We start from the raw sequence: 24,787 nt of genomic DNA, 5'->3' as shown, positions 1-24,787 counted from the left end.
GGACGCACTACAACGCATCGCGCGGATGCACTATTACCCGCAACCGGGCCAAGGCGAATGATCTCCCCTAGAGAAAAACTCCAGGAGAGTCGCCATGCAGAGCCCTGCAGTGCACACCAGCGCGCACCCATCACTTCGCCTGAAACGCCTCGTCGTGGCAGTCGCACTAGCCACCCTCGGGTCTTCGTGGTCGCTCTGCGGGATGGCGGACAACCTGCCCCAGGGCGGCAAGGTCATCGGTGGCCAGGCCACCATCTCCAGCCAGGGCAACGGCGTCGACGTCACGACATCCGGCCCGCGCACCGCCATTGACTGGCAGAGCTTCAACGTTGGCCCGGATCACAGGATCACCTTCAACCAGCCGAACGGAAAGTCCGTGACGCTCAACCGGGTGATCGGGACCGATCCATCGAAGATCTATGGTGCGGTCACCTCCAATGGCCAGCTGATCCTAGTCAACCCCAATGGGCTGATGATCGGGCCGAACGCGCATATTTCCGCCAGCGCGCTGGTGGCCAGCGCCGGGTTCCTCACCGACGAGCAGGCCAGGTTGTTCGCCCAGACTGGCAAGCTGGATGTCCAGCTGACCGGCAACGTCACCAACCAGGGCAGGATCACCGTCCACGACAACGGCATGGTCGCCCTGCTCGGCGCCCAGGTGAACAACGCCGGCGTCATCCAGGCGAAGAAAGGCCTCGTGCAATTGGCCACCGGCCCCAGGGCCACGCTGGACTTCCAGGGCGACGGCCTGTTGAGCATCGGTATCAATGGCGAGCCGGGCGACGCATCCAGCGTCAATGCCGATGTCGCCGGCGGTGTCGCTCACAGTGGCGAGATCGACGTGGGCAACGGTGTCGTCGCCATGAGCGCCGCCCGCGCGGCGAAGCACCTCGATTCGGTGATCAACGTCTCGGGCAGCGTTGCCGCCAACTCGGTCAGCAACGACGGCGGCACCATTGTCCTGGGCAACGCGGCGCGGACCCAGGTCAGCGGCTCGCTCAGTGCCAGGGGCGTCAATGGCGGCACCGTGAAAGTGCTGGGCGATGAAGTGAGTGTCGCCGGCACAGCGAAGATCGATGCCTCGGCTGCCGGCGGGGCCGGCGGCAAGGTGCTGGTCGGCGGTAGCTACCAGGGCAAGGGCAGCGAACAACGAGCCCGCAATACGAGCATTGCCAAAGGCGCCGAGCTGCGTGCCGATAGCCAGACCCAGGGCGGCCAGGTCGTCGTCTGGAGCGACGGCAACACCCACTTCGCCGGCCACGCCAGCGCCAGGGGGCAGCAGCAAGGCGGCGTGGTGGAAACCTCCGGCCAGCAGCTGCGAGTCACCAGCGACGCCAGGGTCGATACCAGCGGCGCCGTCAAAGGCACCTGGTTGCTCGATCCGGCGACCGTCAACATCGTCGGCGATGCCCAGGCCGACGCGGGGACGGGCGTGCTTAACGGCTCCGCCACCGGGCCCAGCACCGCCGACCTGTGGAACGTCGCCGCCAGCGCCATCGTCAACGGCCTGGCCAATGGCAATGTCGAGGTCTCGGCCAGCCAGCGCATCAACGTCAACACCGCCATCGTGGCGACCAACATCGGCCAGGACGGCAATGGCCAGCCCGGCACGCTGGCGCTGATCGCCACCGGCAACCCCGCGCAGGGGAGATCCTACGAGGGTACCGACCTGAGCAGCGACAGCGGCTCGGTGCATATCAACGCGCCGATTCTGCTCAAGGACGGCAACCTGTTCATCGCTGCCACCGGCGACATCCGCCTGAACAACACCGGTCCGGAATACGGCCAGCGGGCGATCATCGATGTCGGCAACGGCATCGCCTGGCTGCGCACTTCCAACGTTGCCTCGATCATCCAGCAGGACGGCACCGCACTGATGGGCAAGCAGGTTGCCCTGGAAGGTGCCAGCGTGCGGATGGAGAGCAACCTCAACTACGCCGGTACGCTGGCGGGCAAGGCCAGCAATGGCGTGTTCCGCTTCAACCAGACCAATGCCAGCGGCACGACGACCACCGGCACCGTCACCGCGCCCTACTCCGGCGAAACCCTGACCGGCGTGACCGCCCAGCAACTGGTCTACCGCGGTTATCAGGACGTCGTGGCGGAGCCGTCCCATACCTGGGGCGCGAATACCCGCGCGGTGACGCTGAAAACCCAGGACGGCTCGTCCTTCGACTACCTGGTGTTCGAGGCCACTGGCTACGTCACCCCCGATGGCAAGGGCGGCTACCAGGAAATCGACCCGGCCGTGCTGCTGAACTACCTCGACAGCTCGGACTACCTGGTCAGCGGCCTGACCTTCAAGGACTCGGCAGGCATCACCTGGAAGATCACGCCGGATGCCGCCGCCCCAAGCCTTTCCAACGTCATTCGTATCGATACCGATGGCACGCAGTCCTCCGCATCGCTGCCCGTAGGGTTCGCGTTCGGCGCCAATGGCGGGCTGCAGGTCGTTTCCACGCTGCACGAGCATGGCTGGGGCGTGGAGTCTTACTCGGCGATCCAGGGCGCGAGCGACCAGAAGGAAATCCAGCACAACGCCCAGGATGGCAGGAGCCAGCAGCTCATCGTCGACCTCGGCAGCAAGGTCGACTCGCTGGATGCGCTGATTTCGAACCTGATCAACGACACACCCTGGCTGCAGAAGGCCGACAACAACGGCCCCTCGCTCGCTTCCGGCGAACAGGCCCTCGAACGCAGTCGGGTGCACTTCTACGAGACCGTCGACAAGACCGGCGAACCGGGCGTGATCCTCAATCATGCCGCCCAGGCCACGCTCAGCGTCAGCGCGGACGACAAGGCCCGCGAGTACGGCGATGCCAATCCGGCGCTCACCCAGACCACCCGCCATGACAGCAACGCCCAGGCCGTGAAAGGCATCGACGACTACGTGAACCAGCAACTGGGGCGCGGCGGCATCCAGGTGGGCGCCCCGGCCACGACCGCCACTGCGACCAGCGATGTGAAACCTGGCGGCTACGACATCACCAACCAGATCACGGCGGATGAGCGCTCCCAGGGGCGCTACCGGATCGAGGACAACAAGGGCACGCTGACCGTCGAACAGGCGGAACTCAAGGTCAAGGCCGATGAAAAGTCGAAGGTCTACGGCGACCAGGACCCGACCCTGACCTATCAGGTCAGCGGGCAGAAGCTCGGCGAGAACGCATCCGACCTGGTCAGCGGCAACCTCGCCCGCAGTGCTGGCGAAAATGTCGGCGACTATGGCATCCACCAGGGTGGCGTGGCCGGCCTTTCGGGGAACTACCGCATCACCTACGAAGGCAATCTGCTGCACATCACCCCGGCCCCGCTGGAGGTGGTCGCCCAGGATAAGAGCAAGGTCTACGGCGACGCCGACCCGTCGCTCTCCTACTCCGTGAGCGGACTGAAGAACGGTGACCAGGCGAGCGCTGTGCTCAACGGCGGCGACCTGCAACGGGAGGCCGGCGAGCACGTCCGCCCGCAGGGCTACGCCATTGGCCAGGGCAACCTGGCGCTGGCCAGCGGCAACTACACCCTGGTGTTCAAGGACGGCACCCTGCAGATCACCCCGGCCCAACTGGTGGTGAGCGCGGACGACAAGTCGAAGACGCAGGGACAAATCGACCCGCAACTGACCCATCGGGTCAGCGGCCTGAAGAATGGCGACAGCGCGGATATCGCGACAGGCAGCTTGAGCCGTGCCCCCGGCGAAGAGACCGGCAGCTACGCCATCGGCCAGGGCACTTCGTTCAGTGCTGGCAACAACTACAGGGTGGTGTTCCGCGACGGCACGCTGACCATCAGCGGCCCGGTGGCCCCGATACAGCCGGTCCCTCCCGCGGAGCCCGTCGCGCCAGAGGGCCCCGTGGTGCCCGCCCAGGCACCTGCGGTGGCTTTGCCCATCACGGCCCAGTCGCCCGGCAACACTCGCTGCGACGCTTTGGAGTCCCCCAGCGCCGTCTCGGCCAACTACACCGTTTCGCCCGCGATCGCGCGTACCTATTCCGTCCAGCTGATCTGCAAGCCGCGCTCCTACGGCAACCAGCAGAGCACCACGCCAGACCTGCGCGACGTACTCACCTACGCCAACAGCCTGTTCAAGGACGGCAAGCTCATCGTCCCGGACTGGAACCGCAGCGTGATCCCGCATGACCTGCAGGCACCCGGCAAGGGAGGTAAATGATCATGAAATCGCATGCTTTTTCTCTGCATCGCCTGGCCATCGCGGTCGTTGGCGCCCTGCTGCTCACCAGCCAGGTGCAGGCCGCACCACTGGGCCAACTCAACCCCGGACGGGTGGAAATGCCCGACAAGGCGGGTATCCGCACTTCGCCCACCGAGATGCCCGGCACTCTGGAAATGCCCGATACCGTCGTAACGCCCGAGCCCGTGGCCCAGGAGCTGGAGGCGCTGCCCGACACCCGCTTCCCGGTGAGCCACGTGACGCTGGTGGGCGCCAACAGCTATCCGGCAGGCACTTTCGACCCGCTGCTCAAGCGCCTGGAGGGCCATCAGGTCAATCTGGCCGAGATCCACGCCGTCGCCGATACCATCACCGCACGCTACCGCAAGGCCGGCTTCCTCCTGGCCCGGACCATCGTGCCGGCCCAACGCCTGGAAGGCGGCAACCTGGCACTCCAGGTCTTCGAGGGCAAGGTGAACCAGGTCAGCTTCACCGGCCCCAGCAACAAGGCACTGGCGCGTTACGCGGACAATATCCGCCAGGAAACCCCACCGACCGCCAAGACCATCGAGCGCAACCTGCTGCTGATGAACGATGTATCCGGCAACGACAGCCGCGGCACGCTGCAGGCTTCGCCAGTGGAAAGCGGCACTGACCTGCTCGTCGAAAACGCCTTGCGCAAATACGAGGGCTTCTTCGGCTCCGACAACCGAGACAGCCGCTACTTCGGCCCCTGGCAGATTTACGCTGGCGTTGGCGTAAACGACCTCACCGGACACGGCGACCACCTCGGCATCCGCGCCGGCAAATCGTTGGAGGGCAACAAGATGACCTTCTTCGAAGGCCAGTACGAACTGCCGGTCGGCAGCCAAGGGGATGTCGTCAGCTTCCTCGCCCAGCATAACGACGGCCACGCCGACACCTACTCCTTCCTCAATGCCAACAGCTCCGGCGACACCTTCGCCGTGCGCATTACCCGGCCGTGGATTCGCCAGCGCGACGAGACACTCAAGACCTCGGCTGCCTTCACCTACTACAACGGCACCTCCGAATACCTGGATGACAAGAACCTGCCGCCCTCCAGCGAGGACCGCATCCGTGCTCTGCGCCTCGGTGCCAGCTACGACTGGTTCGATGCCTACGGCGGCAAGAACCTGGTCAAGAGCGAGATCAGCAAGGGGTTGGCAATCATGGGCGCGAGCAGCGAGAGTCGCCTCAATCCCTCGCGCGAAGACGGCTAGACCGACTTCACCAAACTCCAGGTAGATGCTCAGCGCCTGCAGGACCTGTCGAAACTGATGGATGGCCTGAACCTCTACGTTGCTGCCACCGCGCAGACATCCTTCGGCCAGCCGCTGCTCAGCCCCGAACAGTTCGGCGTGGGCGGCAGTGAGTTCGGCCGTGGTTACGACCCGTCGGAGATTACCGGTGACAGCGGTTTCGCGGTGAAGACCGAGCTGCAGTACAACCGCATCCACACCTTCAAGGATTACGCCGTGCCGACCCAGTACTACGCCTTCTGGGACTTCGGCAAGGTCTGGAGTGAAGACCCCAGCTGGGTGAGCACGGAAAGCCTTTCTTCCACCGGTATCGGCGCGCACCTGAATGTCTTCAAGGACACCTATGTTTCTCCCGAGGTTGCGTTCCCGCTGACCCGCTCCGTGTCCGCCAAGGAGCTTGACGATGACAACGGCAAGGCCCCGCGTTTCTATCTGAACTTCCTGAAGCTCTTCTGATGGAATCGCCGGCGGCACCCAACCGCCGGCCTTCGGGAGATGTTGAATGGACCCGCTTCGAGTCGGTAACCGATATCGGCAAGCGGCTCTTCGTCGCGCCATACCGGGACCATGCTCGCCCACTGGCAGGCTCATCCGGGTGCGAGCGCCTGGGGATTCCCTCGCGTCAGTCTATCGAGCCGTCTCGCCGGAGGATTCAATGAGCGGCGACACCAGGAATGTCCCGAACCGCAGCCCACTGATCAGTCGCTCCGACACCAGTTCGAACAGCCTGGCCAGGCACGGCAGATTGAAGTGCGCGGTCATGCGCTCAGGTGAGTCCCAGTACCCGGTGAGGATCCAGCTTTCACCAGGACCACTGCCGCAAGTCAGGCGATAGGCTGTACAGCCGGAGAGATGACCCAGGTCGTCCAGCAACGCCTCCAATCCCTCTCGAAGCGTCGCCATCGAGCCGATGGCCGGGTCAATCTCGACTGTATTCACTGCCACGATGCGCATGGAGGTCATCTCCCAACGCTCACCGGCCCAGCAGCTTGCGCGCCAGCGTCCAGCCGTCCCCTCGGGTCGCGACAACCAGCAGGGGGTATCCCCAGAACGATTCGAACTTGCCGGCGAACTGCTCGGCTGCCTTTTGCTTGTCCAGATCGGGCTCGATGTAGATCTGGGCTTTGACGAATGATCGCAAGGCGGCCTTGTGGCGCTTCATCCACAAGGACAACTGCTTTCTCTCTTCATGGGACTGTTCCTCGGCACGCTGTTCCGCTCTCCCCTCGTCCAGCAGCACGAAAGGCTCTGCCCGTGCCAGCAAGGCTTCAAAGGCCTTGAATCCCTCATCGCCGGTGTCGATGGTGGATGCGCCGACCTTCATCCAGACCATTGGAAAGAGCGTGGAATCGATAACCATGTGGGCCGTCTCCTGCGTTGCCAGGTGGGCGCCCGCCGAATGCGGACGCCGTTCGTTCACCAGCAAGATAACCAGCCGGACCAGCTTGCGTCATTGCACAATTCGGCCACAATATTTTTCATTTCGGCCAGGCGTTCGAGCCTGCTTCGAGGACCGCCATGGACTCCAGCCCCACCGACGACCCTCTGCTCACGAGGGACGTTGATAGCATCGCGCGTCAGGTCACTGCACTGAATGCGTCCCAGGTTGCCAGGGATTGGGAGCATGCACTTCACCATCATCGCAAAGCGCAACTGATCTACTCAGTGCGCGGAGTCCTCAGCTGCGAAGTGGAAAAGGGCGTGTGGGTCGTCCCACCGCAGTGTGCGCTCTGGATTCCTGGGGATATGTCTCACTCGGCTCGCGGCGCAGGAGAAACCGAGTGCTACTGCCTCTTCGTTGAGCCGAACGCCATCGAAGGCTTGCCTAGCCAATGCTGCACCCTCTCCGTCTCGCCGCTGCTGCGCGAGCTCTTGCTCAAGGCAACGGGATTCGATCCGTTGTACGACGAGAGTGGCTCGGAGGCGCGATTGATCGCCGTGCTGCTGGATGAGTTACGCGAGGCAAGTGTCGAGCACCTTCATTTGCCGATGCCGCAGCACGCGCGGCTACGTCAGCTTGCACAAATGCTGCTGGCCGATCCCTCAAGCAGAACCTCCATGGCCCAATGGGCCAAGTGCATCGGCATGAGCGAGCGCAGCATGAGCCGCTTGCTGATGCAGGAGGTCGGCATGAGCTTCGGACAGTGGCGCCGGCAGCTGCACATCATCCTTTCGCTTCGGCGACTTTCGCAGGGAGACAGCGTGCAGACCGTTGCCCTGGAATTAGGCTACGAAAGCGCCAGCGGCTTCGTCACCATGTTCCGCAAGGCAATGGGAAAACCACCAGCGCGCTACCTGCTGGAGCATGCGACCAACGCAGGCAGCACGGACGTAACAGCCGGAAGTGGCATCGTGCTGCGGCCTTGAAAGGTCCTCGCTCCAACGCGAAGAGCAACCCTGATTCGAGAGGGTCGAACAGGGCGCATTGTCAGCGGGTGATGGTTGCTGTTGGCCAGGAGCGGACGTTAGACAAATATCGTCCACATGCTCAGAGCCAGTGCCATCGTTTCCCCAAGACCTGATCGAACGCTAATGCGGAAATGGCCGGTGCATCAAGCAATCTGAACTGGCGGCGTATGCGCCGGAAGCACGCAAATCCTTAGCTATTCGTTCCTCCGGGTAACGACTGATCTATGCTCGAATCAGTCGAGTCAATGGAGGATTCGCCGTGGCTTTGAGTTCACCGAAACCCATCCCATCCTCGCCGGGAAGCGCTCCCCGTACGGAACAACCAAATGCAGCCACCCTTAGGAAATTACGCCGGAACATGGTTTTGGCTCAGTTGTTCTATTCTCTGGCCATGGCAACCTTGCTGTTATTCACCTATGCCATCGAGATTCCCGCAACCTTGAACGAAACCACGGGGATTCTTTCCGTTGAGCGGATCGGAAAGAACTATTACACCGTGATCGCTCACGACAACGAACCTTTGCTCCTGACTTGTGTTGATCATCTTGGCGGCTACTCACGATGCCTCACCGACGAAGAGACGTCGCGCTATATCGGCCAGAACGTAGTCGCTTCCTGGACTCGGATATGGCTCGCGCCCCTGGTCGAAACCAACAGACTGGTCATCCTGAAAAGTGCCGATACAGATATCATCAGCCGACAGCAGACATTGGCCCGTATACAGCACTCGCGTACTGGCCTTCTGTGACTCGCCATCGGTCTTTTTACAGCTCTGTCTATTGCTCTCTGGTTCATGTATCGCACAGCCAAGCGAAAGATAAGTGCTGCACATTAAATGAGAGTCCGCGATGGGTCGGAAACAGACCTTTACTGCTGGCCGAATTTACCGCCATTCCGCTTGCTGCCTTTGACCACGATATACAACAGCGGGCCCAACGAAACGAATACCAGGGTGAGCAGCAAGCAGGGAAGCACGCTAAAGCTGGAGTCGTCGCGCGATCGGGCGTCCCTCACCATCCGTGCCGCAGCGAGCCCTGCCTTCAGGGAGAGGTCGATCACTACCTGGAAATAGCACACGGCACAAAGTCGGAGCGCCAACGCAGCCTGGGGCCATCGGCAAGGGCGGCCGACCTCGCAGAACGTTCAGGTCAGTACAGCCCCCCTCATAAGACCTTGAATGAGCCAACACCCGGCCTTCAGCGAGCGGCTCAAGCAACTTTTCCGAGCGTTCAGTAATTTCGAGCCGCGTTCTTCCTCAACTTATATCCTTGATATAAAGCTTATCCATCTCGTCTCTGAAAGCCTGTATGAGCGGTTCGCGACTGCGCCCATTCTTCATGATCAACGAAAATTCAGCCCGATATCCAAACGTTTCAGGGAGCAGTCTGAACAGCCTCCCCTGCTGCTCCCACTGCAGGGCCAGATGATCAGGAAGATAGCCGACGTAACTTCCGCACAGCACCAGAATCAGCGCGGCCTCCATGCTGTCTATCGTGGCGGAGCAATCCTTGAAGCCGTGCCGCATGGCTTCGGCGCTGGACCAGTAACCTCGATTGAGCAAAGCATTGTCCCTGACAATCTCAGGCGAAAGTTTCGTCACTTTGGACAGTTCATGCCGATCACTGCAGTACAGCCAATGCTGTTCGACATATAACTCTATGTACTTCAGCCCGCTCATCCTGGTTGGCAATGAACCAATGGCAAGGTCGATCTTACCTTCCAGCACCTCCCTCTGCAGTTCGAAGGGATTCAGAACTTTCAGGTTGACGTGGACCTTGGGATGTTTCGAGGCAAAGTTTCCCAGCAAGTCAACGATATTGACTTGCTTGTCGGTGAGCATCGAATCAAGGATGCCTACTGTCACAGCCCCTCTCAACTCTCCCTTCAACTCCAGAACATAGTTCTCGAAGCCATCGATCTGGCCCAATAAACGCTTGGCTTCATCAAATATCAGCTGCCCTTTGCTGGTCAGACTGAAACCAGAGCGCCCTCTGTTGCAGAGTTGCATTCCAAGCTGCATCTCCAACTGGCTCATGTAATTACTTATGGCCGGCGTGGACATGTTCAGATCTTGCTGCGCCGCAGAAAAGCCTTTTCGCTCCACCACTGCAACGAAGACTCTCAACAGGCGAATGTTATATATATTTTCCTTCACCAATCACCCCAGCAAGCCAATCAGCACGTCGACCCCGATGATATCCAAAAATCGCAGATTTCGCATAATATTACATTAATAATCTGATTAACATTAGGTTTCACACCAATGAATTTACCCCCCGATGCACAGCTGTTTAAATCAAAGGCGTAATCGTATTTTGCCGCTAAAACCCTTGAGGCGAGCAAGTTACTCAGACAGTTCAAAACACTAACAACATATGTTCCGCAATCCGTCCTGCGGGGAAAAGAGGTGGTTATGCCTGACTCCAAGTTCAAAACCAATTTTGCCGACGGAACCGCCTACGACCCGCAGAAACGCCCGCGATTCAACGAAATCGCCAGCTTCATGCGCGCGCCTGTCGCGGAATCACTCGATGGCATCGATATCGGCCTGATCGGGGTTCCCTATGATGGCGGTACTTCCTTCAAGCCCGGAGCACGCCTCGGCCCGCGCGGCGTCCGCCAGCAATCCTGTCTCATGCGTACCCGGAACCATGCTTCAGGCATTGCCCCGTTCGAGCTCTGCACTATTCGTGACCTGGGCGACGTTTACCTGGAGCGCATGTACAACATCGAGGACGCCCACGCGTGCATTGAGCAGTACTACCAGGAAGTCTGCGCCAGAAACATCATGCCGCTGACCGTCGGCGGCGACCATTCGATCACCTATCCGATCTTCAAGGCGCTGGCCAAGAACGGGCCTATCGGCATGGTGCACATCGATGCCCACACGGATACCTGGGATAGTCTTTACGGCTCGAAGTTCTTCCACGGCGCCCCGTTCCGCCGAGCAGTCGAGGATGGCCTGCTGGACCCTCATCGCACGATCCAGATCGGGATTCGAGGATCCGAGCATTCCGGTACACCGAACTACAGCCTCGAGTGCGGTATGCGCGTTATCTTCATCGAAGAGTTCGATGAGCTTGGCGTGGACGGTGTGCTTCAGGAAGTGCGACGAGTCGTCGGCGATGGGCAAACCTATGTCTCCTTCGATGTCGACGGTCTCGACCCCGCGTTCGCCCCAGGTACCGGCACGCCCGAGGCAGGGGGGATTTCCATGCGCGAAGCGCTCCGCCTGATCAAGGGGCTGAAGGGCCTCAATCTCATCGGCGGTGATGTGGTTGAAGTAGCTCCGGACCTGGACCCCTCCGGCATGACTGCATTGAATGCCGCGACACTGATGTTCGAAATGCTCTGCGTACTCGCCGATGCCCGCGTGAAATGACAATGGAAGCCGCCCGATATCGTGGCGGCCCTTCTACAAGTCACTGACTGATTAATGCCACACCAAGAACGATTCATGTGAGTTGCCAACGGTAACCAGCACCGGCACTTCGCCGCGCGCCGTTTAATAATCAAAACAAGAAACGCCAGAGGTAAACATGAAAGCAAGCATTCTCGGAACTCTTCTTCTCACCACGGCAACCTCTGCGGCCCTGGCCAATGAAATCACTGTCGTTTCGTTCGGTGGCGTAGCGAAACAGGTACAAACCGAAGCCTTCTACAAGCCCTATGAAAAAGAAACTGGAAATACCGTCGTAGCAACGGAATACAATGGCGAGATGGGTCGCATCAAAGCCATGGTCGACACTAAAAGTGTCAATTGGGATGTAGTGGAAGTCGGCGGCGCAGAATTGATTACCGGCTGCGAAGAGGGACTTTTCGAAGCGCTGGACCAATCGAACATCGGTGAGGCGACAGATTTTGTTCCGGGAGCTATTTCGCAATGCGGAGCTGGTGTATTGGTCTGGTCTACTGCGATGGCTTACAACGCAGACAGATTCAAAGTGGAACCCACCGGCTGGGCAGACTTCTGGGATCTGAAGAGGTTTCCGGGAAAGCGAAGCCTGCACAAGAGTGCCAAGTACACGCTTGAGATTGCATTAATGGCAGACGGCGTCCCCTCTGCAGAAGTCTACAAGGCACTCTCCAGCAAGGAAGGCGTCGATAGGGCATTCCGCAAACTTGACGAGATCAAGAGCAGCATTCAATGGTGGGAAGCTGGCGCCCAGCCCATGCAATATCTGGCCAGCGGCGATGTCGCAATGACCAGCGCATTCAACGGTCGAGTGTTTTCCGCCCAGGAGTCCGGAGCGAATATCAAGATAATCTGGCAGGACAGCATCTACGACATTGACTCCTGGGCAATCCCCAAGGGCAGCAAGAACAAATTGGCCGCCGAAAAATTCATCAATCTTTCCCTACGGCCTGAACACCAGAAACTGCATACCGAAAAGCTCGGCTACGGCTCCACCAACGTCCACACTCAAGCTCTGCTGGAGCAGAGCCTGGCTGAGCGCATCAACACGGCACCGAACAACCTGGCTCAAGCCCTGCGGATTGATAACACTTTCTGGGTTGATCACGGAGAGGAACTCGAGGAGCGCTTCAATGCCTGGGCAGCCAGGGGTTTGAACTGACGCTGTCCATCACGCTGCAATACTCCATACGGCGTATATAAACATCGCACATCAAGCGTAGAAGGCATCGGCTGTCATCGGCCTGAATGAAAGCACAGCGCATATCGGGTATCCGGAGGATGAGTCGCACGCGAGTGCTTCACAGGACAGCCATGCCTCTCGCCCCTCAGCGGCTGCCGTTGCGTTTGAGGGTCATCTTGAATGAGAACTTCCCATTTACATCGGGTTTATCGTCAGTGGTAGTGGCTTTGCCATTGGCTCCACCATCAATTGAAAGCGCGTAGTCCTTGTGCATGACCATTGCTGCCAACCCAAGCACGCCGACGGTGGCAATCGCAGCAACGGCAACCGCAGCCGCACCGCCGCTGATACCGGTGGCCCCTACCGCACCTGCTGCCGCGCCAAAGGCCACCAAACCGCTGGCTCCGGCTACGCCGCCAGAGATAGCTCCCACCGGGTTCCAGAAACTGGCCGCCGCGACCCCTGCTCCTCCTGCGATCAATGCAAGCTTGGTGTACGTCACGGACTTGATCACACGCACCGCCAAAGCGAGCTTGCGATCAGTGATCACGATGTTGTCGGCCTTGTCGTTCAGGGCGCTCTTCAGCTCTTTCGCATTCCCTACGAATCGCGTGCTGCTCACTTCGGCTGTCCTCGGAATGATGTTCAGAGGTAGCAACGGTGCAGCATTACGAGGCAAAAGGCCAGCATCCGTTCGGGTACGCTTTCCCAGGCTGCTATCGGCCAGAAGCGGACGCCGAATGGATGTGATTCTACTCTCTGGCTTTGATCCATCTGGCTAGGCAAGCCCATCACTACAGGACGACGTTGAATGACCTTGAATATTCCGACGGAAAGGCAAGTGCTCCGCTGTATCTACGACATGTACGCCCCATCCTTTCCGACGAAGGCTTCGGCAGTCGGAACGGTGATGATTGAAACCGACATTGAGGCGCTAGCGGCCAAGCTGAAATGCGACAAGCACATGCTGTTCGGGTATCTCTACTACTACCTAGACCACAAGTACGCCTATCCGACCGGTGAAAACTCGTCAGTCAAGCTGTTCGCTGTGAAGGTCGGCGAGCTGAAACACGCCGTCAACCTGCCTTACCTGGCTGCGATTCTGGCGACTGCCGATCAAGAACACTCGAAATTCGCTTGGTCTTTGGGCGTGTCGCTGGTGGCGCTCGCACTATCGGTGGGCGCCATCATTGCGCAACTGATTACGGCGAGCTAATGGGCGCCTGCTCTTCCTGAGCCTCGCAAGCGGTTCTTTGATATGGCGGCAGCGCAATAGAACTCGTAGGGCGGTAAGACTTCCGATCTTTGCTGCTCAGCCCTTCAATAGACTGCTTTCGGTCGTCTAGAGCTATCCACGAACGGCTGCAATGGGTCGCAAGCGGCTTTCAACAAAGGCAGCAACCGCCCAGAAACCGACGCGCGCAATCTTCCTTTCCTGAGGCCCATCACTGCGCCGTCTGCTGAGGCCGCCTCTTGTCTTCGGCCAGTTTGTACGCCACGTAGTACTTGTAGATGTTGCCGACGTAATCGACTGTTTCTCGGCCAACCACTCTTGCAGCGGCGTGCTCAACGTTACCGAACCAGATGTTTGGGTCCAGACCCGATTCCTGGGCCAGGCGACGGAACTTCATGAGGTTGCCGGGGCCGGCGTTGTAGGCGGCGAAGGTCATCAGTGTCTTATTCAGTGGCGTCAACTGCGAGTCGTTGAGGTACTTGTCGGCAAGCAGCCGCATGTACTTGGTGCCCGCCTCGATGTTCTTGTCCGCGCTCTTGTCGATGCCGCGAATGGCGACCGAGCGGTCCGCCGCGGTACTGGGCTTCATCTGCATCACCCCAACCGCCCCGCGCGAGCTGCGCGCTTTCTGGTTCAGCTGCGACTCCTGAAAACCCTGGGCGACCAGCATCAGATAATCGAAGTCGTAGGTCCCGGCATGCTTCTGGAACAGCCCGACCATGTTGCGGAAGTTTTCCATATCGGCCTCGGACGTGGCGTCGAACAGTCGCTTGCTGTTCTTCACGTACTTGTTGCGCAGGGAGTTGCCGAAGGTCGTCCCCACCTTGTGCGTTTGCACGAATGCCCCCAGGGCCTCCTGCAACTGCGGGCTGCCCTTGCGAATTGCCCAGGCGAACTCGGCCCCCTGAGCGTTGATCACGATATTCTCGTGTACCTGCATCTGCCGGTACAGCGCTCCCCACGACCTTGCGATGTAAAGATCAACGACAGTAGCCGGGACCAGTCCGGCATTGACCATTTCCAACAGGTCCTCGGACTCGAGGTTCTCGTCTGCCGCCTTGATCTGTACCGGGGCGAGCCCCTTTTCGGCGAAGGTTCTGTTCAGCGCCTGCAGGTGTTCGTAGTAACTGCTTGACGGCCGCACCATGACCTCCTGTCCTGACATCGCTTCGAGCTGGTCCGGCGATTTGCTGCCGGGCGCCGTCACCAGCACTTCCTTGATCCCCGTGGCGAAAGGCGCGGCGAAGTCCACCGCCTGCAGGCGGCTGTCAGTGATCGTCAATCCTCCTGCGGCAATGTCGCCGACGCCGGCCTGTAACTGGGGCATCAACTGGTCCCGGGGCGTGGGGATAAACAGGACCCTCCACTGCAGCGACTTTTCTGCATAGGGGTACTGCTTGTTCAGCCAAGCCTCCAGTGCCTTGCCCAGCTCGTAGCTGATTCCGGCCTCTCGCCCTCGGTCGACGGCGAAGAAGGTCCGGCTATAGGGCACGAGGATGCGTACCAGCCGGCGCTCTCGCATTCCGTCCAGGTCGCCCTTCCAGGCCGGCGGAATCGGCAGCACCATGGCCCGGACCTCCGCCTCTTCCTGCTGGGTCAGCCGGGCATCGGGCAGTGAGGGTTGCGCGGCATGGGCGTAAAGACATGACAACAGCGTGAACGACAGGCACACGGAAGCGAGGCTGCGGCGTCCCATGGTTCGAACCTTCCCGTTGAGCTGGATGACCGGTCGCAATACAGGCCCAGGTCACGTGGCCGGCGCCGAGCCCTGGGCGAATACCGCTGGCGTAACTGGGGATGCTCCGCCGTCAGTTGAAGACTAGTTCAAGGCCCGTCAAACGCATCGCCACTCGCTTCCCAGCTGCGGAGGTCTCGTACCGTTTGCCTCCATCCAAGTCTGCCTTGGGTTGGTAGCGGACTTACGATCATCCGTGGCGGTCGTTCTGCGTTACATGAACCACGCCTAGCGACACCGGATTGCCGGACGCCCCAGAGGCTCTCACGACTGCGCGAGAGCCTCTGGGATTCACAAAGCCAAAGGCAACGGGTTGGCGGACTCAGAAGCTCGCGTTCAGTCCCAGGCGAACGCCGTTGTCGGTGTAGCCGTCGCCGAATTGCCCGGAGTAACCCAGGCCCACCGTGGTGCCGCTGGCCACTTGCGCGGTCACACCCAGTTGCGCCAGAGCGGTGTCCTGCGCCAGCGGTGTGCCCTTGACGGTGAACGAGTCGCTGCCGGCGAACGACAGCTGGCGTTTCGAATCGAGGTCGTCGTAGGCGTGTTGCCAGCCGAGCGTGCCTTGCAGCGCCAGCGGTACCGAGTCCAGCGTGGTCAGCGCCGTCGAGGCGTGCAGATCACTTCGTCCTGCTCGCTGTCGCTGCGCAGGGTGCTGCTGCCGCCGTATTCCTTGAAGCTGTCGCTGTCGACCTTGACGTGCGCGAGGCCCGCGAAGGGTTCCAGGGTGAAGTCACCGGCCTGGACGTGGCGGCGGCTGTCGATGTCGTTCCAGGCATGCGAGGCGCCCAGACGGGAACACGAGGCCAGATCGATTTTCAGGAGCGGCCTGTCGCGGCAGGTTACCCGCAAAGCTCCTACTCGATAGACTCCACCGCATACCACCGGCGATAACCCCCACTGACGAAGGACCGTTCATGTCTGCAAAATCGATTCTGCTTTCCAGCACGCTCACCTTCAGCCTCAGCCTGCTCTCAGGGTGCGGCCACTACTTTCAGAGCATCCCGGACATCATCGATGCGGGCGACTGGAAAGGACGCCCGCTGCAGGAAGCCGTGGATACTTTCGGCAAACCCACCGATGTGGTGAAGGACGACCAGAACAACTCGGTCGCCCGCTGGATTTACTCTGAACAATTCACCCGTACCCAGGGCTATAACGAATTGTCAGCCGGCCCGACAGCCGGGAGCGTGACGGTGACCCCGCACTCCTATCAGGAGAATTACGGTAAAGAGTGCCGTCTGGAACTGACATTCAATACCCAGAACATCATCACCGACTTCAAAACCTGGAAAAGCGTAGGAGATGCCTGCAACTCCTATTCGTTCTCGTACCCGAAAAAGTAGCCTGCGCAGTCGCCCTGTCTGAAAGGCACGACCTCTGCAGGTCCGGCAGACAGGGACTTGCTGCAATACCAGTCAGCAGCACCCGCCGCGGGTGAAACTGAGTTGATCCGAAAGCAGGCCACGCCCTATACCACTGAAGAAAAAAGCCCAGGGTGAACCTGGGCTTTGTTCTTCGTGATGGCGGACCTCAGCTACCGAGACGCTGCACAGCTCCCGGGTCGATATCGGCATTGCCGTTGCGAGCGCGCTCTTCGGCCAGGCGCGCACCCTCGGCGGCGGTGAGCGCGAACAGACGCTCAGGATCGGCGCTTCGCAGTTGCAGGGCGAGCTTCTCGGTGCCCTCCGCTACCTCGATGGTGCGCAATCCGACTGCCAGCCCATCGACGATGCGCCGCGCGGCTTCATCAGCAGGCATGCCGTTATCGATATTGACGTCGGAGCGGCCGCGACGGGCACCGTCGCCACCCAGCGCGTTGACCGCCACGCCAGTGCGTACCGAACCAGGCAGGATCACGCTGACCCTGATGCCATGGGCCTGTTCGACTTCGGCGCGCAAGGCTTCGAAGTAGCCGATTACGGCATGCTTGGCGCCGCAGTAGCCCGTGCGCAGTGGGGCTCCGACCTTGCCGGCCACAGAGCTGACGACGGCCAGTTGGCCACTCCCTTGAGCAACCAGGCGCGGCAGCAGCTGCTGGGTCAGGGCCACTGGAGCCAGGTAGTCGACTTCCATCAACTCGCGGTACACCTCGAAGCGGGTATCCACGGCCAGGCTGCGCTGGCTGATGCCGGCATTGTTGATCAAACAGTCGATACGACCCTGCCAGGCCCAGGCCTGCTCGACCACCTGCGGCAGCGCGGCAAAGTCAGTGCTTTCGAAGGGCAGGACCAGGGCGCGTTGTGGCGCCTGCTCGGCAACGGCCTGCAGCGCGGCTTCGCGCCGGCCGGAGAGGATGACGCACGCGCCCTGCTGCAGCAGCAGACGCGCCAACGCCTCGCCAATGCCGGAGGATGCCCCGGTGATCCAGACCACTTGGTGGTTGAAAGTCATGTGCCACTCCTTCTGTTGGGTAGCCGCAGTCTAGTGTGCGCCGTGGCGCTCGCCCCATGTCCGAGCCGGCCAAAGCGCTGGCTCCAGGGCCATGAACAGGTCCGCAGGATGGAAGACCGCTCTCCGATGGGCCGGTGTCCGATATTCGTCAGGCGCAAGCCACTGCACCGCTCGCAGAGCACCTTGAATGCTTGATCAAGCGCTATCGACCAACTGCGAACCCCCACCAGAATGCAGTTTTCAAGCCCTGCCACATCCCGTATATTTGATAACGATTGTCGTTTGCAAATTGTTCTTAGGGGATTGCAATGCAGGGAGATTCGTCGCTGCAGTCGGTAGGGATGCTGTACCGCGACCATCACGGCTGGCTGCGTGGCTGGCTGCGTCAGCGCCTCAACGACTCCGCCGATGCGGCCGACCTGGCGCAGGACACCTTCGTGCGCGTGCTGATGGCCAAGAGCGCCGGGGTGATTCGCGAGCCCAGGCATTACCTGCAGACCATCGCACGGGGACTGGTGATCGACCTGTACCGCCGCCGCTCACTGGAACGTGCCTACCTGGATGCGCTGGCCCTGCTGCCCGAGGCGGTCCAGCCGTCCCTCGAAGAGCAGGCCCTGCTCCTCGAAGCGCTGACGGAAATCGACCGAATGCTGGATGGCCTGGGACAAAAGACCCGGCAGGCCTTCATCCTGTCCCAGCTCGAAGGGCTGACCTACAGCCAGATTGCCGAGCGACTGGGCATCTCCATCCGCACTGTCAACAAGTACATGGCCAAGGCCATGGAACACTGTTGCCTGGCCATGGCGGGCCTCTCGTGAACGACGCCCTCAAGCCGAATGAGCGCGAGGCCATCAGCGAAGCAGCACGCTGGTATGCGCGACTCGCCAATGAATCGCCTGCTGCCAGCGACCAGCAAGCCTGGCAGCGCTGGCTGGCGGCCGACCCGATCAATCAGCGCGCCTGGCAGCGCATCGAGTCGGTGAACCTGCAGATGGCCCGGGTACCGGGTCGCCTGGCTGCTGCAACCCTGGCCTCGGCCGGAGCGTCGCGGCGCCAGGTGCTGCGCAGTGTCGTGGTGCTCGCCTCTCTGGGCGGGCTGGCCACCCTGGGTTGGCGCAGCGATACGCGCCAACGCTTCACTGCTGGCTACAAGACCGCAGTGGGTGAGCGCCGCACCTTCACCCTGGCGGACGGCAGCCAGATGCTGCTCAACACTGATAGCGCGGTGGATGTGCGCTTTGACGCGAACCAGCGCCTGATCATCCTGCGTACCGGCGAGGTGCTGGTGAGCACCGCCAGCGATAGCCTCGGCAGGCCATTTCGCGTGCAGAGCCCCGATGCCAGCGTGCGCGCACTCGGGACTCGCTTCACCGTGCACAGCTGGAGCGGCGGCACCGATGTGGCGGTCCTGGAAAAAGCCGTCGAAGTGACCGTTCCGGGACAGCGCAACGTCCTGCGCCTGGAAGCAGGCCAGCACACCCGCGTCACCTCCGGAGTCATCGGCCCTGCGCAGATCAACAGCGCCTCGGTGGGTGCCTGGGAACAGGGCAGCCTGATCGCGATCGACCGCCCGCTGGGAGAGTTGCTCGAGGAACTCGGACGTTACCGCCACGGCTGGCTGAGGTGCGACCCGCGCATCAGCAGCCTGCGCATTTCCGGAGCCTTCCCCCTGGATGACACCGACCTCGCACTGCGATCCCTGGAGCGCAGCTTCCCCGTCACGGCGGTGTATCGCACGGGGTATTGGGTAACCGTGATTCCACGCAGCTGACGCTGTCAGGACGCCGGCAAAAAATAATTCTGAACACCGTGCACTTTTTTCGTCCCTGGTTCGGCTTTCCCGGCATCAGTGACCCACTTGGTCACCACTACCGGGGAGAGACCATGCTGTATCCGTTCGTTCGCCATCGGCTCGCCATCCATGTGCAGGCCGCCCTCTTCAGCGTCGCCATCGTGGGCGTACCCGCCATCCAGGCCGCAGAGCCGGTATCGTCCGGCGCGGTACAAAGCGTCCGGCAGTACGACATCGCTGCCGGCTCGCTGACCGAAGTGCTCAGCCGTTTCGCCAGCGAGGCCGGGGCAGCGCTGTCATTCGATGCCAGCAGGACTGCCAACCGGCAATCGGACGGTCTGCATGGCAGCTATTCGAGAGAAGCCGGGTTCGCCGCCCTCCTCGCCGGCACCGGCCTGCGCGCGGTCGATCAGGGTGGCAGCTACGTACTGGAGGAAATCCCGACAGCACTGGAAATGAGCGACACGGTCGTTACCGGCCAGGGCCTGGGCCCAACGACGGAAGGCTCCGGCTCCTACACCTCGAGCGAAGCCACTATCGGCAAGTCCACCCAGCGACTGAAGGACATCCCGCAATCGGTTACCGTCATCACGCGCAAGGCGATGGACGACCAGCGCCTCGATACCCTGGACCAGGTGCTGGAGAAAACCACCGGCATCACCACCTACCAGAGCCCCTCCGGCGGCAAGTACATCTACTCGCGCGGTTTCGAGGTAGAAACCATCCAGTACGACGGCGTCCCGCTCGATCGCCGCTACTACGCCATCGGCAGCAGTTTCACCTCCGATACGTTGCTGTACGACCGCGTCGAAGTGCTCCGTGGTGCCAACGGCCTGTTGCAGGGCAGCGGCAACCCCGGAGCGGCCATCAACCTCGTGCGCAAACGCCCGAAGGCCGAGCCGTCGCTGTCCCTCACCGCCAGCGCCGGCTCCTGGGACACCTACCGGCAGAGCATCGATGCCAGTTCTCCGCTCACTGCCGACGGCAAGCTGCGTGGTCGCCTGGTGGCCGCTCACGAGGATCGGGATTACTTCTATGACACGGCGGAAAGCCGCAAGAACGTGCTCTACGGGATTCTCGAATACGACCTGACCGACGACACCAAGGTGGCCGCCGGCGCCAGCGTCGAGGACCTGCACTCGACACCATCCTTCGGCGGCCTGCCGCGCAACAAGGATGGCAGCGCGGTCCACGCGGGCCGCTCCACCTTCACCGGCGCCGACTGGAACAAATGGAACAACAAGCAGACGACCTACTTCGCCGACGTCACCCATGACTTCAACGATGACTGGCGCCTGAATGCCTCGGGTAGCTACATCCGCGAGACCAACGACATCCTCTACAGCTTCGGCCGGGGGGCGGTCGACCCGGCCACCGGTGACGGCATGCAGTCACGCGCCTACCTGTACGACTTCGAAAACATCAACAAGGGCGCTGACATCAACCTCGCCGGCAAGTGGCGCGCCTTCGACCTGGAACACCAGGTAGTGGTCGGCGCCAACGCCAGCGACCTGAAGACTGACGATGTGCAGGGAGGTCTGCTCAACCTCGGGCCGATCAACATCTACGACCCGGTTTCCCCGCGCGAACCAACCGAAGAAGAGATGCTGAGCACCACTTACGCCGGCGCCTCCGAAGGCAGGATTCGCCAGAACGGGCTTTATGGCGTCGTACGCTACAAGCTGGCGGAGCCACTGACGTTGGTCGTGGGCGGGCGAACCAGCAACTACAAGTACGATTATGAACTGCGCCGCTTCACCACCTCCTCGCCCGCTCCAGCCCATTCGAAGGAGACCGGCGAATTCACTCCGTACGGCGGCCTCATCTACGAACTGAACAATCAATGGTCGGTCTACGCCAGCTACACCGACATCTTCAAGCCACAGACCGAGCTGACCCAGGACAGCACCCCACTCAAGCCCATCGAAGGCTCGAACTACGAGGTCGGGTTGAAAGGCGAACTGATGGATGGCCGCGTGAACACCAGCTTCGCGATCTTCCGCGTGGACCAGGAAAACCGAGCCCAATATGACTATGCCTCGGAGTGCGGGCAGAACGGCGAAGACAACTGCTACGTGGACGGCGGCAGGGTTCGCGCCGAAGGTTTCGATGCGGAGATCAGCGGCGAGGTACTCAGGGGCCTGCAACTGTTTGCCGGCTATACCTACACCTCGACCAAGTTCCTCAACGACCCGGGCGATGGCACCTCGTCATCCGGCTCCACCTTCAACAGCTACACGCCGCGCCACCTGCTGCGCTTCTGGGGCGACTACAACCTGCCGGGCGAACTCAGCCAGTGGACCGCTGGCGCGGGCGCCAGCATCCAGAGCGAAAACTACAACACCAACTTCGGTGGCACTGGTGGCGTGGGCGATATCAAGCAATCCGGCTACGCCATCTGGAACGCGCGCCTGGGCTACCAGATCAACAAGAACTTCAGCGTTGCACTGAATGGAAACAACCTCTTCGACAAGAAGTACTACTCCTCCATCGGCTGGCTGAACGCGAGTAACCAGTACGGCGACCCACGCAACTACACCGTCACCCTGAAAGCCGACTTCTGAGGTGAGTGGGTAGCGGCAATTCCTCCTGATGATTCTGCTGAAAGGGATTGCCGCTCACCTCACCCAGCTCGGCTGGATCCAATGGCTGCATGCGAGTTACGGCTGCCCCTTGAAGCGTTGCACTACGGCTTCTGCAAAGCGGTGCCCCAAACTGTGCTTGTGAGTTCACGTCAAGGCGCTGCGGCGACGGTCAAACGGTATTAAATATCTGCGAAGGGTGGGGAACCGTTTCTCGCCAGGGGCAGCTATCGGCCATTAGCGGACATCGGCAAACGTCCAGCCGAGATCAGCGAAAACGACTGATCCCGACCGCTCCTCAGCTGCTTAGCGTACCCCCTCGCTGTATAGTGCACCTGGGGTGTAATCCGACGTCGACGCGCGATAGGTGAATTCATACGCGTTGCGTTGTTCGTTGGTCATGCTGGAGGCGATGTAGCGACCGTTCTGCAGATCGTAGAAGACTTCCATGGCCGCCGCGGTACCTGCATGTCGTAGCGGACGTACGCGTACTCTTCGCCTACTCGCCAAAGTTCGCCACGGCTGAACAATTACGGCAGGAGTTGCTCGACGCCAATCAGCCGCTGGCCATCGTCTACATGTTCAAGGATGCGTTAAAGGAAGTTTGGTACGCCCCGCTTTGCTGGAGGGCTGCCGGCGCTGGTGAAGCTGGCGACGACACGCCCAGGACAGCGGTCTGGCGCCGCTCCAACGCTTTGCCCGGAATCTGCGCAAAGCTATGCTCGAGGCATCCTAGCCAGCACCCGCCGACACACCTGCCTTCTCCGGGAAAGCGCGATGAACCATGAAAAAGCCCCGCCGGGGCGGGGCTTCAGGGCTGGCGCGCGGGTGGCGTCAGAAGGCGATCGACACGCCGGCACGCAGGCCGTGATCGCGGGTGCCGCTGCCGAACTGGCCGCTGTAGCCCAGGTCGACGCTGGCCTGGGGCGCCAGTTGCTGGGAGACCCCGAGTTGTACCTGGGCGGTGTCCTGGGCGACTGGCACGCCTTGCACGGTGAAACTGTCGTAGCCGGCCAGGGTCATACGCGTATCACCATCGGGCGTCTGCAAGGCATGCTGCCAGGCCAGGCCGCCGCGCAGCTCCAGTGGGCGATTGGCGATGCGCCCCAGGGGCGTCTCGCCGCGCACACCGAGGCTGGCGTAGTCGACCCGGTCCTTCTCGCTGCTGGCGTTCAGGGCGGCATCGCCGCCGTGCTCGTGCACGCCATCGCTGCTCACTTCGACATGCGCCAGGCCGGCGAAGGGCTCCAGACTCAGGTCGTTGATCTGCACGCGGTAGCCCAGCTCGCCGAAGGCCTGGGTGGTGGTGGCGTCGTAGCCGGCCTTGAGGGTTTCGCTGAGGTCGCCGACGCGCACGTCGCGCTTGCTGTCGACATCGCTCCAGGTCCGCGCCACACCCAGGCGCAGGTTGATGGCCTGCCACTGGCCACCCAGGTAGGCCGCCAGAGTGGTGTTGTCGACGTCGGCGGAGGAGCTGCGGTCATGCACATTCAGGTCGCTGGTGCCGTAGCCGGCGGCCAGGCCGGCGCGCCAGGTGTCGTTCAGCGGCAGTTCGATGCCCAGCAGGGTGCCACGGTTGTCGTTGTCGATATCGGCAACGTTGTGGTTGCCGTCGTGCTGACTCCAGTTGCCGTAGCTGCGCAACCAGAAGGTCAGGCCGCTGGCCGCGTCATGGTGCAGTTCATCGCCGGCGGCCTGGCCGGTGGGCACGTTGCGCAGGTGTTCGCCGAGCGCCTCGCGGATCTGGTAGCTGTCGCCGAGCATGGCGCCGCGGGCACTGGCGTACAGCTCGCCGGAGAGGCTGTCGAAGGCCTGTCGAGCCTGGGCGGCGTTGAGGCTCAGTGCGGCGTCGGCGAGGCTGCCGGAGCCGCTGGCCAGTGCGTTGGCCACGGCCCGCTGGTTGCGCGTGTCGGCCACTTCGGCGAAGGCGATGTCGTTGCGCGTCAGGTTCAGCGTGGCACTGTTGTCGGTGTAGGTGACGGTCGGGGTGAGGAAGGCCAGGTCACTGGTAATCACGCCGAAGGTGCCGCTTAAGCTGCCGGCCTCGATGATGCTGTATTGGGTGGTTGGCGACCAGTTGCCGGCCCCGCCGAGCACGCTCAGGGCGGCGCCGCCGAGGGTGACGGTGCCGGTGGCTTCAAGGCGGTCGGAGCTGCCGTCGGGGTTGGCTTCGATGGCCAGCACCGAGCCGCTCTCGAAGGTGACGTCGCCATCGACGCTCAGGGTGCCGATGGAGTTGCCGGGGGCCAGCGTGGCGCCGCTGGCCACGCTGACGTCACCGATGATGCTGCCATGCCCGCCGAGCAAGGCGCCGCTCTTCACGTCCACATCGCTGCTCAGGCTGGCCGTGGAGCCGCTGCTGCCGCCGACGATCAGGCTGCCGGCGGCCACCGTGGTGGTGCCGCTGTAGGTGTTGACGCCTTCGAGTATCAGCTTGCCGCTGCCCTGCTGGGTCAGCGTGCCGTTGCCACTGATGGTGCCGTTGTAGGTGACGGTGTCGGAACGGTCGAAGACCAGCGCGGCATTGTCGAGGATATCGCCGCTGATGCTGCCGCTGGTGCCGCCGTCGCCGATCTGCAGGGTGCCGGCACTGATGGT

The 24,787-nt window shown here is 61.6% G+C and carries 18 protein-coding genes and 3 pseudogenes; 12 read left to right on the top strand and 9 right to left on the bottom strand.

Features of this window, described 5'->3' with window-relative positions; translation table 11 throughout:
• The first annotated feature begins 94 nt into the window (after positions 1-94).
• Positions 95-4,168: an MBG domain-containing protein gene (locus A6723_RS08815; RefSeq protein WP_054910672.1), complete on the top strand. Its 4,074-nt coding sequence runs from the start codon at positions 95-97 to the stop codon at positions 4,166-4,168.
• Positions 4,165-5,904: pseudogene (locus A6723_RS08810) on the top strand (ShlB/FhaC/HecB family hemolysin secretion/activation protein). Before A6723_RS08815 ends, A6723_RS08810 begins: the two are co-directional and overlap by 4 nt.
• Positions 5,905-6,075: 171 nt before the next feature.
• On the opposite strand, the gene A6723_RS08805 reads toward A6723_RS08810, so the two are convergent.
• Together A6723_RS08805 and A6723_RS08800 are read right to left on the bottom strand one after the other, a co-directional pair.
• On the bottom strand, positions 6,076-6,402 hold the full coding sequence (locus A6723_RS08805) for a hypothetical protein (RefSeq protein WP_054910671.1): 327 nt from the start codon (positions 6,400-6,402) through the stop codon (positions 6,076-6,078).
• A 19-nt stretch (positions 6,403-6,421) separates the two neighbouring features.
• Positions 6,422-6,808 carry a hypothetical protein gene (locus A6723_RS08800; RefSeq protein ID WP_054910670.1) on the bottom strand — a complete coding sequence of 129 codons (387 nt, stop codon included), beginning with the start codon at positions 6,806-6,808 and terminating at the stop codon, positions 6,422-6,424.
• Positions 6,809-6,966: 158 nt separating this feature from the next.
• Here A6723_RS08800 and A6723_RS08795 point away from each other — a divergent pair, with 158 nt between their 5' ends.
• Both A6723_RS08795 and A6723_RS08790 read left to right on the top strand, forming a co-directional pair.
• Positions 6,967-7,815 (top strand): helix-turn-helix domain-containing protein, encoded by an 849-nt coding sequence (locus A6723_RS08795; protein ID WP_054910669.1) that lies wholly within the window; start codon positions 6,967-6,969, stop codon positions 7,813-7,815.
• A gap of 406 nt (positions 7,816-8,221) precedes the next feature.
• Entirely contained in the window at positions 8,222-8,605 is a 384-nt protein-coding gene (locus tag A6723_RS08790; protein WP_139092937.1) for a hypothetical protein, read from the top strand.
• 507 nt (positions 8,606-9,112) lie between these two features.
• Here the strand turns inward: A6723_RS08790 and A6723_RS08780 are convergent.
• Positions 9,113-10,012 carry a LysR family transcriptional regulator gene (locus A6723_RS08780; protein ID WP_054910666.1) on the bottom strand — a complete coding sequence of 300 codons (900 nt, stop codon included), beginning with the start codon at positions 10,010-10,012 and terminating at the stop codon, positions 9,113-9,115.
• A gap of 258 nt (positions 10,013-10,270) precedes the next feature.
• Here A6723_RS08780 and speB point away from each other — a divergent pair, with 258 nt between their 5' ends.
• Positions 10,271-11,239 carry an agmatinase gene (gene speB, locus A6723_RS08775; RefSeq protein WP_054910665.1) on the top strand — a complete coding sequence of 323 codons (969 nt, stop codon included), beginning with the start codon at positions 10,271-10,273 and terminating at the stop codon, positions 11,237-11,239.
• 157 nt (positions 11,240-11,396) lie between these two features.
• The gene (locus A6723_RS08770) at positions 11,397-12,434 is read left to right on the top strand and encodes an ABC transporter substrate-binding protein (RefSeq protein ID WP_064979614.1); all 1,038 of its coding nucleotides are present in this window, start codon (positions 11,397-11,399) and stop codon (positions 12,432-12,434) included.
• Positions 12,435-12,600: 166 nt separating this feature from the next.
• On the opposite strand, the gene A6723_RS08765 is transcribed toward A6723_RS08770, so the two are convergent.
• On the bottom strand, positions 12,601-13,077 hold the full coding sequence (locus A6723_RS08765; RefSeq protein WP_054910662.1) for a hypothetical protein: 477 nt from the start codon (positions 13,075-13,077) through the stop codon (positions 12,601-12,603).
• A gap of 189 nt (positions 13,078-13,266) precedes the next feature.
• On the opposite strand from A6723_RS08765, the gene A6723_RS08760 reads away from it, so the two are divergent.
• Positions 13,267-13,671: a hypothetical protein gene (locus tag A6723_RS08760; RefSeq protein WP_054910661.1), complete on the top strand. Its 405-nt coding sequence runs from the start codon at positions 13,267-13,269 to the stop codon at positions 13,669-13,671.
• Between the two features lie 229 nt (positions 13,672-13,900).
• On the opposite strand, the gene A6723_RS08755 is transcribed toward A6723_RS08760, so the two are convergent.
• Entirely contained in the window at positions 13,901-15,385 is a 1,485-nt protein-coding gene (locus A6723_RS08755; RefSeq protein ID WP_054910660.1) for a lytic transglycosylase F, read from the bottom strand.
• A 361-nt stretch (positions 15,386-15,746) separates the two neighbouring features.
• Positions 15,747-16,306: pseudogene (locus tag A6723_RS32375) on the bottom strand (autotransporter domain-containing protein).
• A 32-nt stretch (positions 16,307-16,338) separates the two neighbouring features.
• On the opposite strand from A6723_RS32375, the gene A6723_RS08745 reads away from it, so the two are divergent.
• Positions 16,339-16,767, top strand: a complete 429-nt coding sequence (locus A6723_RS08745; RefSeq protein ID WP_054910658.1) for a hypothetical protein — start codon at positions 16,339-16,341, stop codon at positions 16,765-16,767.
• 187 nt (positions 16,768-16,954) lie between these two features.
• Here the strand turns inward: A6723_RS08745 and A6723_RS08740 are convergent, their stop codons facing one another.
• On the bottom strand, positions 16,955-17,815 hold the full coding sequence (locus A6723_RS08740; RefSeq protein WP_054910657.1) for an SDR family NAD(P)-dependent oxidoreductase: 861 nt from the start codon (positions 17,813-17,815) through the stop codon (positions 16,955-16,957).
• A 308-nt stretch (positions 17,816-18,123) separates the two neighbouring features.
• Between A6723_RS08740 and A6723_RS08735 the strand changes: the two genes are divergently transcribed.
• From A6723_RS08735 to A6723_RS08725, 3 genes are all read left to right on the top strand, one after another.
• Entirely contained in the window at positions 18,124-18,633 is a 510-nt protein-coding gene (locus A6723_RS08735) for a sigma-70 family RNA polymerase sigma factor (protein WP_054910656.1), read from the top strand.
• Positions 18,630-19,586, top strand: coding sequence for a FecR domain-containing protein (locus A6723_RS08730; protein ID WP_054910655.1), 957 nt, complete (start codon positions 18,630-18,632; stop codon positions 19,584-19,586). The genes A6723_RS08735 and A6723_RS08730 overlap by 4 nt, the downstream gene beginning before the upstream one ends.
• Before the next feature lie 113 nt (positions 19,587-19,699).
• Complete coding sequence (locus A6723_RS08725; RefSeq protein WP_064979612.1) at positions 19,700-22,171, top strand: TonB-dependent receptor; 2,472 nt, start codon at positions 19,700-19,702, stop codon at positions 22,169-22,171.
• A 324-nt stretch (positions 22,172-22,495) separates the two neighbouring features.
• On the opposite strand, the gene A6723_RS32090 is transcribed toward A6723_RS08725, so the two are convergent.
• Positions 22,496-22,639: a DUF1329 domain-containing protein gene (locus tag A6723_RS32090; protein ID WP_175405533.1), complete on the bottom strand. Its 144-nt coding sequence runs from the start codon at positions 22,637-22,639 to the stop codon at positions 22,496-22,498.
• Between the two features lie 86 nt (positions 22,640-22,725).
• Between A6723_RS32090 and A6723_RS32370 the strand changes: the two are divergent.
• Positions 22,726-22,954: pseudogene (locus tag A6723_RS32370) on the top strand (transposase); the annotation flags it as partial.
• 69 nt (positions 22,955-23,023) lie between these two features.
• On the opposite strand, the gene A6723_RS08720 reads toward A6723_RS32370, so the two are convergent.
• A partial coding sequence (locus tag A6723_RS08720) for an autotransporter domain-containing protein (protein WP_139092935.1) occupies positions 23,024-24,787 on the bottom strand: 1,764 nt, incomplete at its 5' end.

This window comes from Pseudomonas sp. AU11447 (assembly GCF_001672555.2).
In the GTDB taxonomy this organism is placed as follows: Bacteria; Pseudomonadota; Gammaproteobacteria; order Pseudomonadales; family Pseudomonadaceae; genus Pseudomonas; species Pseudomonas nitroreducens.
This window is presented reverse-complemented; position numbering and strand designations above follow the sequence as displayed.

Excerpts from the sequence above, each read along its gene's own strand:
- A6723_RS08815 (WP_054910672.1), top strand. The coding sequence starts at position 95 with ATGCAGAGCCCTGCAGTGCACACCAGCGCGCACCCATCACTTCGCCTG.
- A6723_RS08805 (WP_054910671.1), bottom strand. The coding sequence starts at position 6,402 with ATGCGCATCGTGGCAGTGAATACAGTCGAGATTGACCCGGCCATCGGC.
- A6723_RS08800 (WP_054910670.1), bottom strand. The coding sequence starts at position 6,808 with ATGGTTATCGATTCCACGCTCTTTCCAATGGTCTGGATGAAGGTCGGC.
- A6723_RS08795 (WP_054910669.1), top strand. The coding sequence starts at position 6,967 with ATGGACTCCAGCCCCACCGACGACCCTCTGCTCACGAGGGACGTTGAT.
- speB (WP_054910665.1), top strand. The coding sequence starts at position 10,271 with ATGCCTGACTCCAAGTTCAAAACCAATTTTGCCGACGGAACCGCCTAC.
- A6723_RS08770 (WP_064979614.1), top strand. The coding sequence starts at position 11,397 with ATGAAAGCAAGCATTCTCGGAACTCTTCTTCTCACCACGGCAACCTCT.
- A6723_RS08760 (WP_054910661.1), top strand. The coding sequence starts at position 13,267 with ATGACCTTGAATATTCCGACGGAAAGGCAAGTGCTCCGCTGTATCTAC.
- A6723_RS08755 (WP_054910660.1), bottom strand. The coding sequence starts at position 15,385 with ATGGGACGCCGCAGCCTCGCTTCCGTGTGCCTGTCGTTCACGCTGTTG.
- A6723_RS08745 (WP_054910658.1), top strand. The coding sequence starts at position 16,339 with ATGTCTGCAAAATCGATTCTGCTTTCCAGCACGCTCACCTTCAGCCTC.
- A6723_RS08740 (WP_054910657.1), bottom strand. The coding sequence starts at position 17,815 with ATGACTTTCAACCACCAAGTGGTCTGGATCACCGGGGCATCCTCCGGC.
- A6723_RS08735 (WP_054910656.1), top strand. The coding sequence starts at position 18,124 with ATGCAGGGAGATTCGTCGCTGCAGTCGGTAGGGATGCTGTACCGCGAC.
- A6723_RS08725 (WP_064979612.1), top strand. The coding sequence starts at position 19,700 with ATGCTGTATCCGTTCGTTCGCCATCGGCTCGCCATCCATGTGCAGGCC.
- A6723_RS32090 (WP_175405533.1), bottom strand. The coding sequence starts at position 22,639 with ATGGAAGTCTTCTACGATCTGCAGAACGGTCGCTACATCGCCTCCAGC.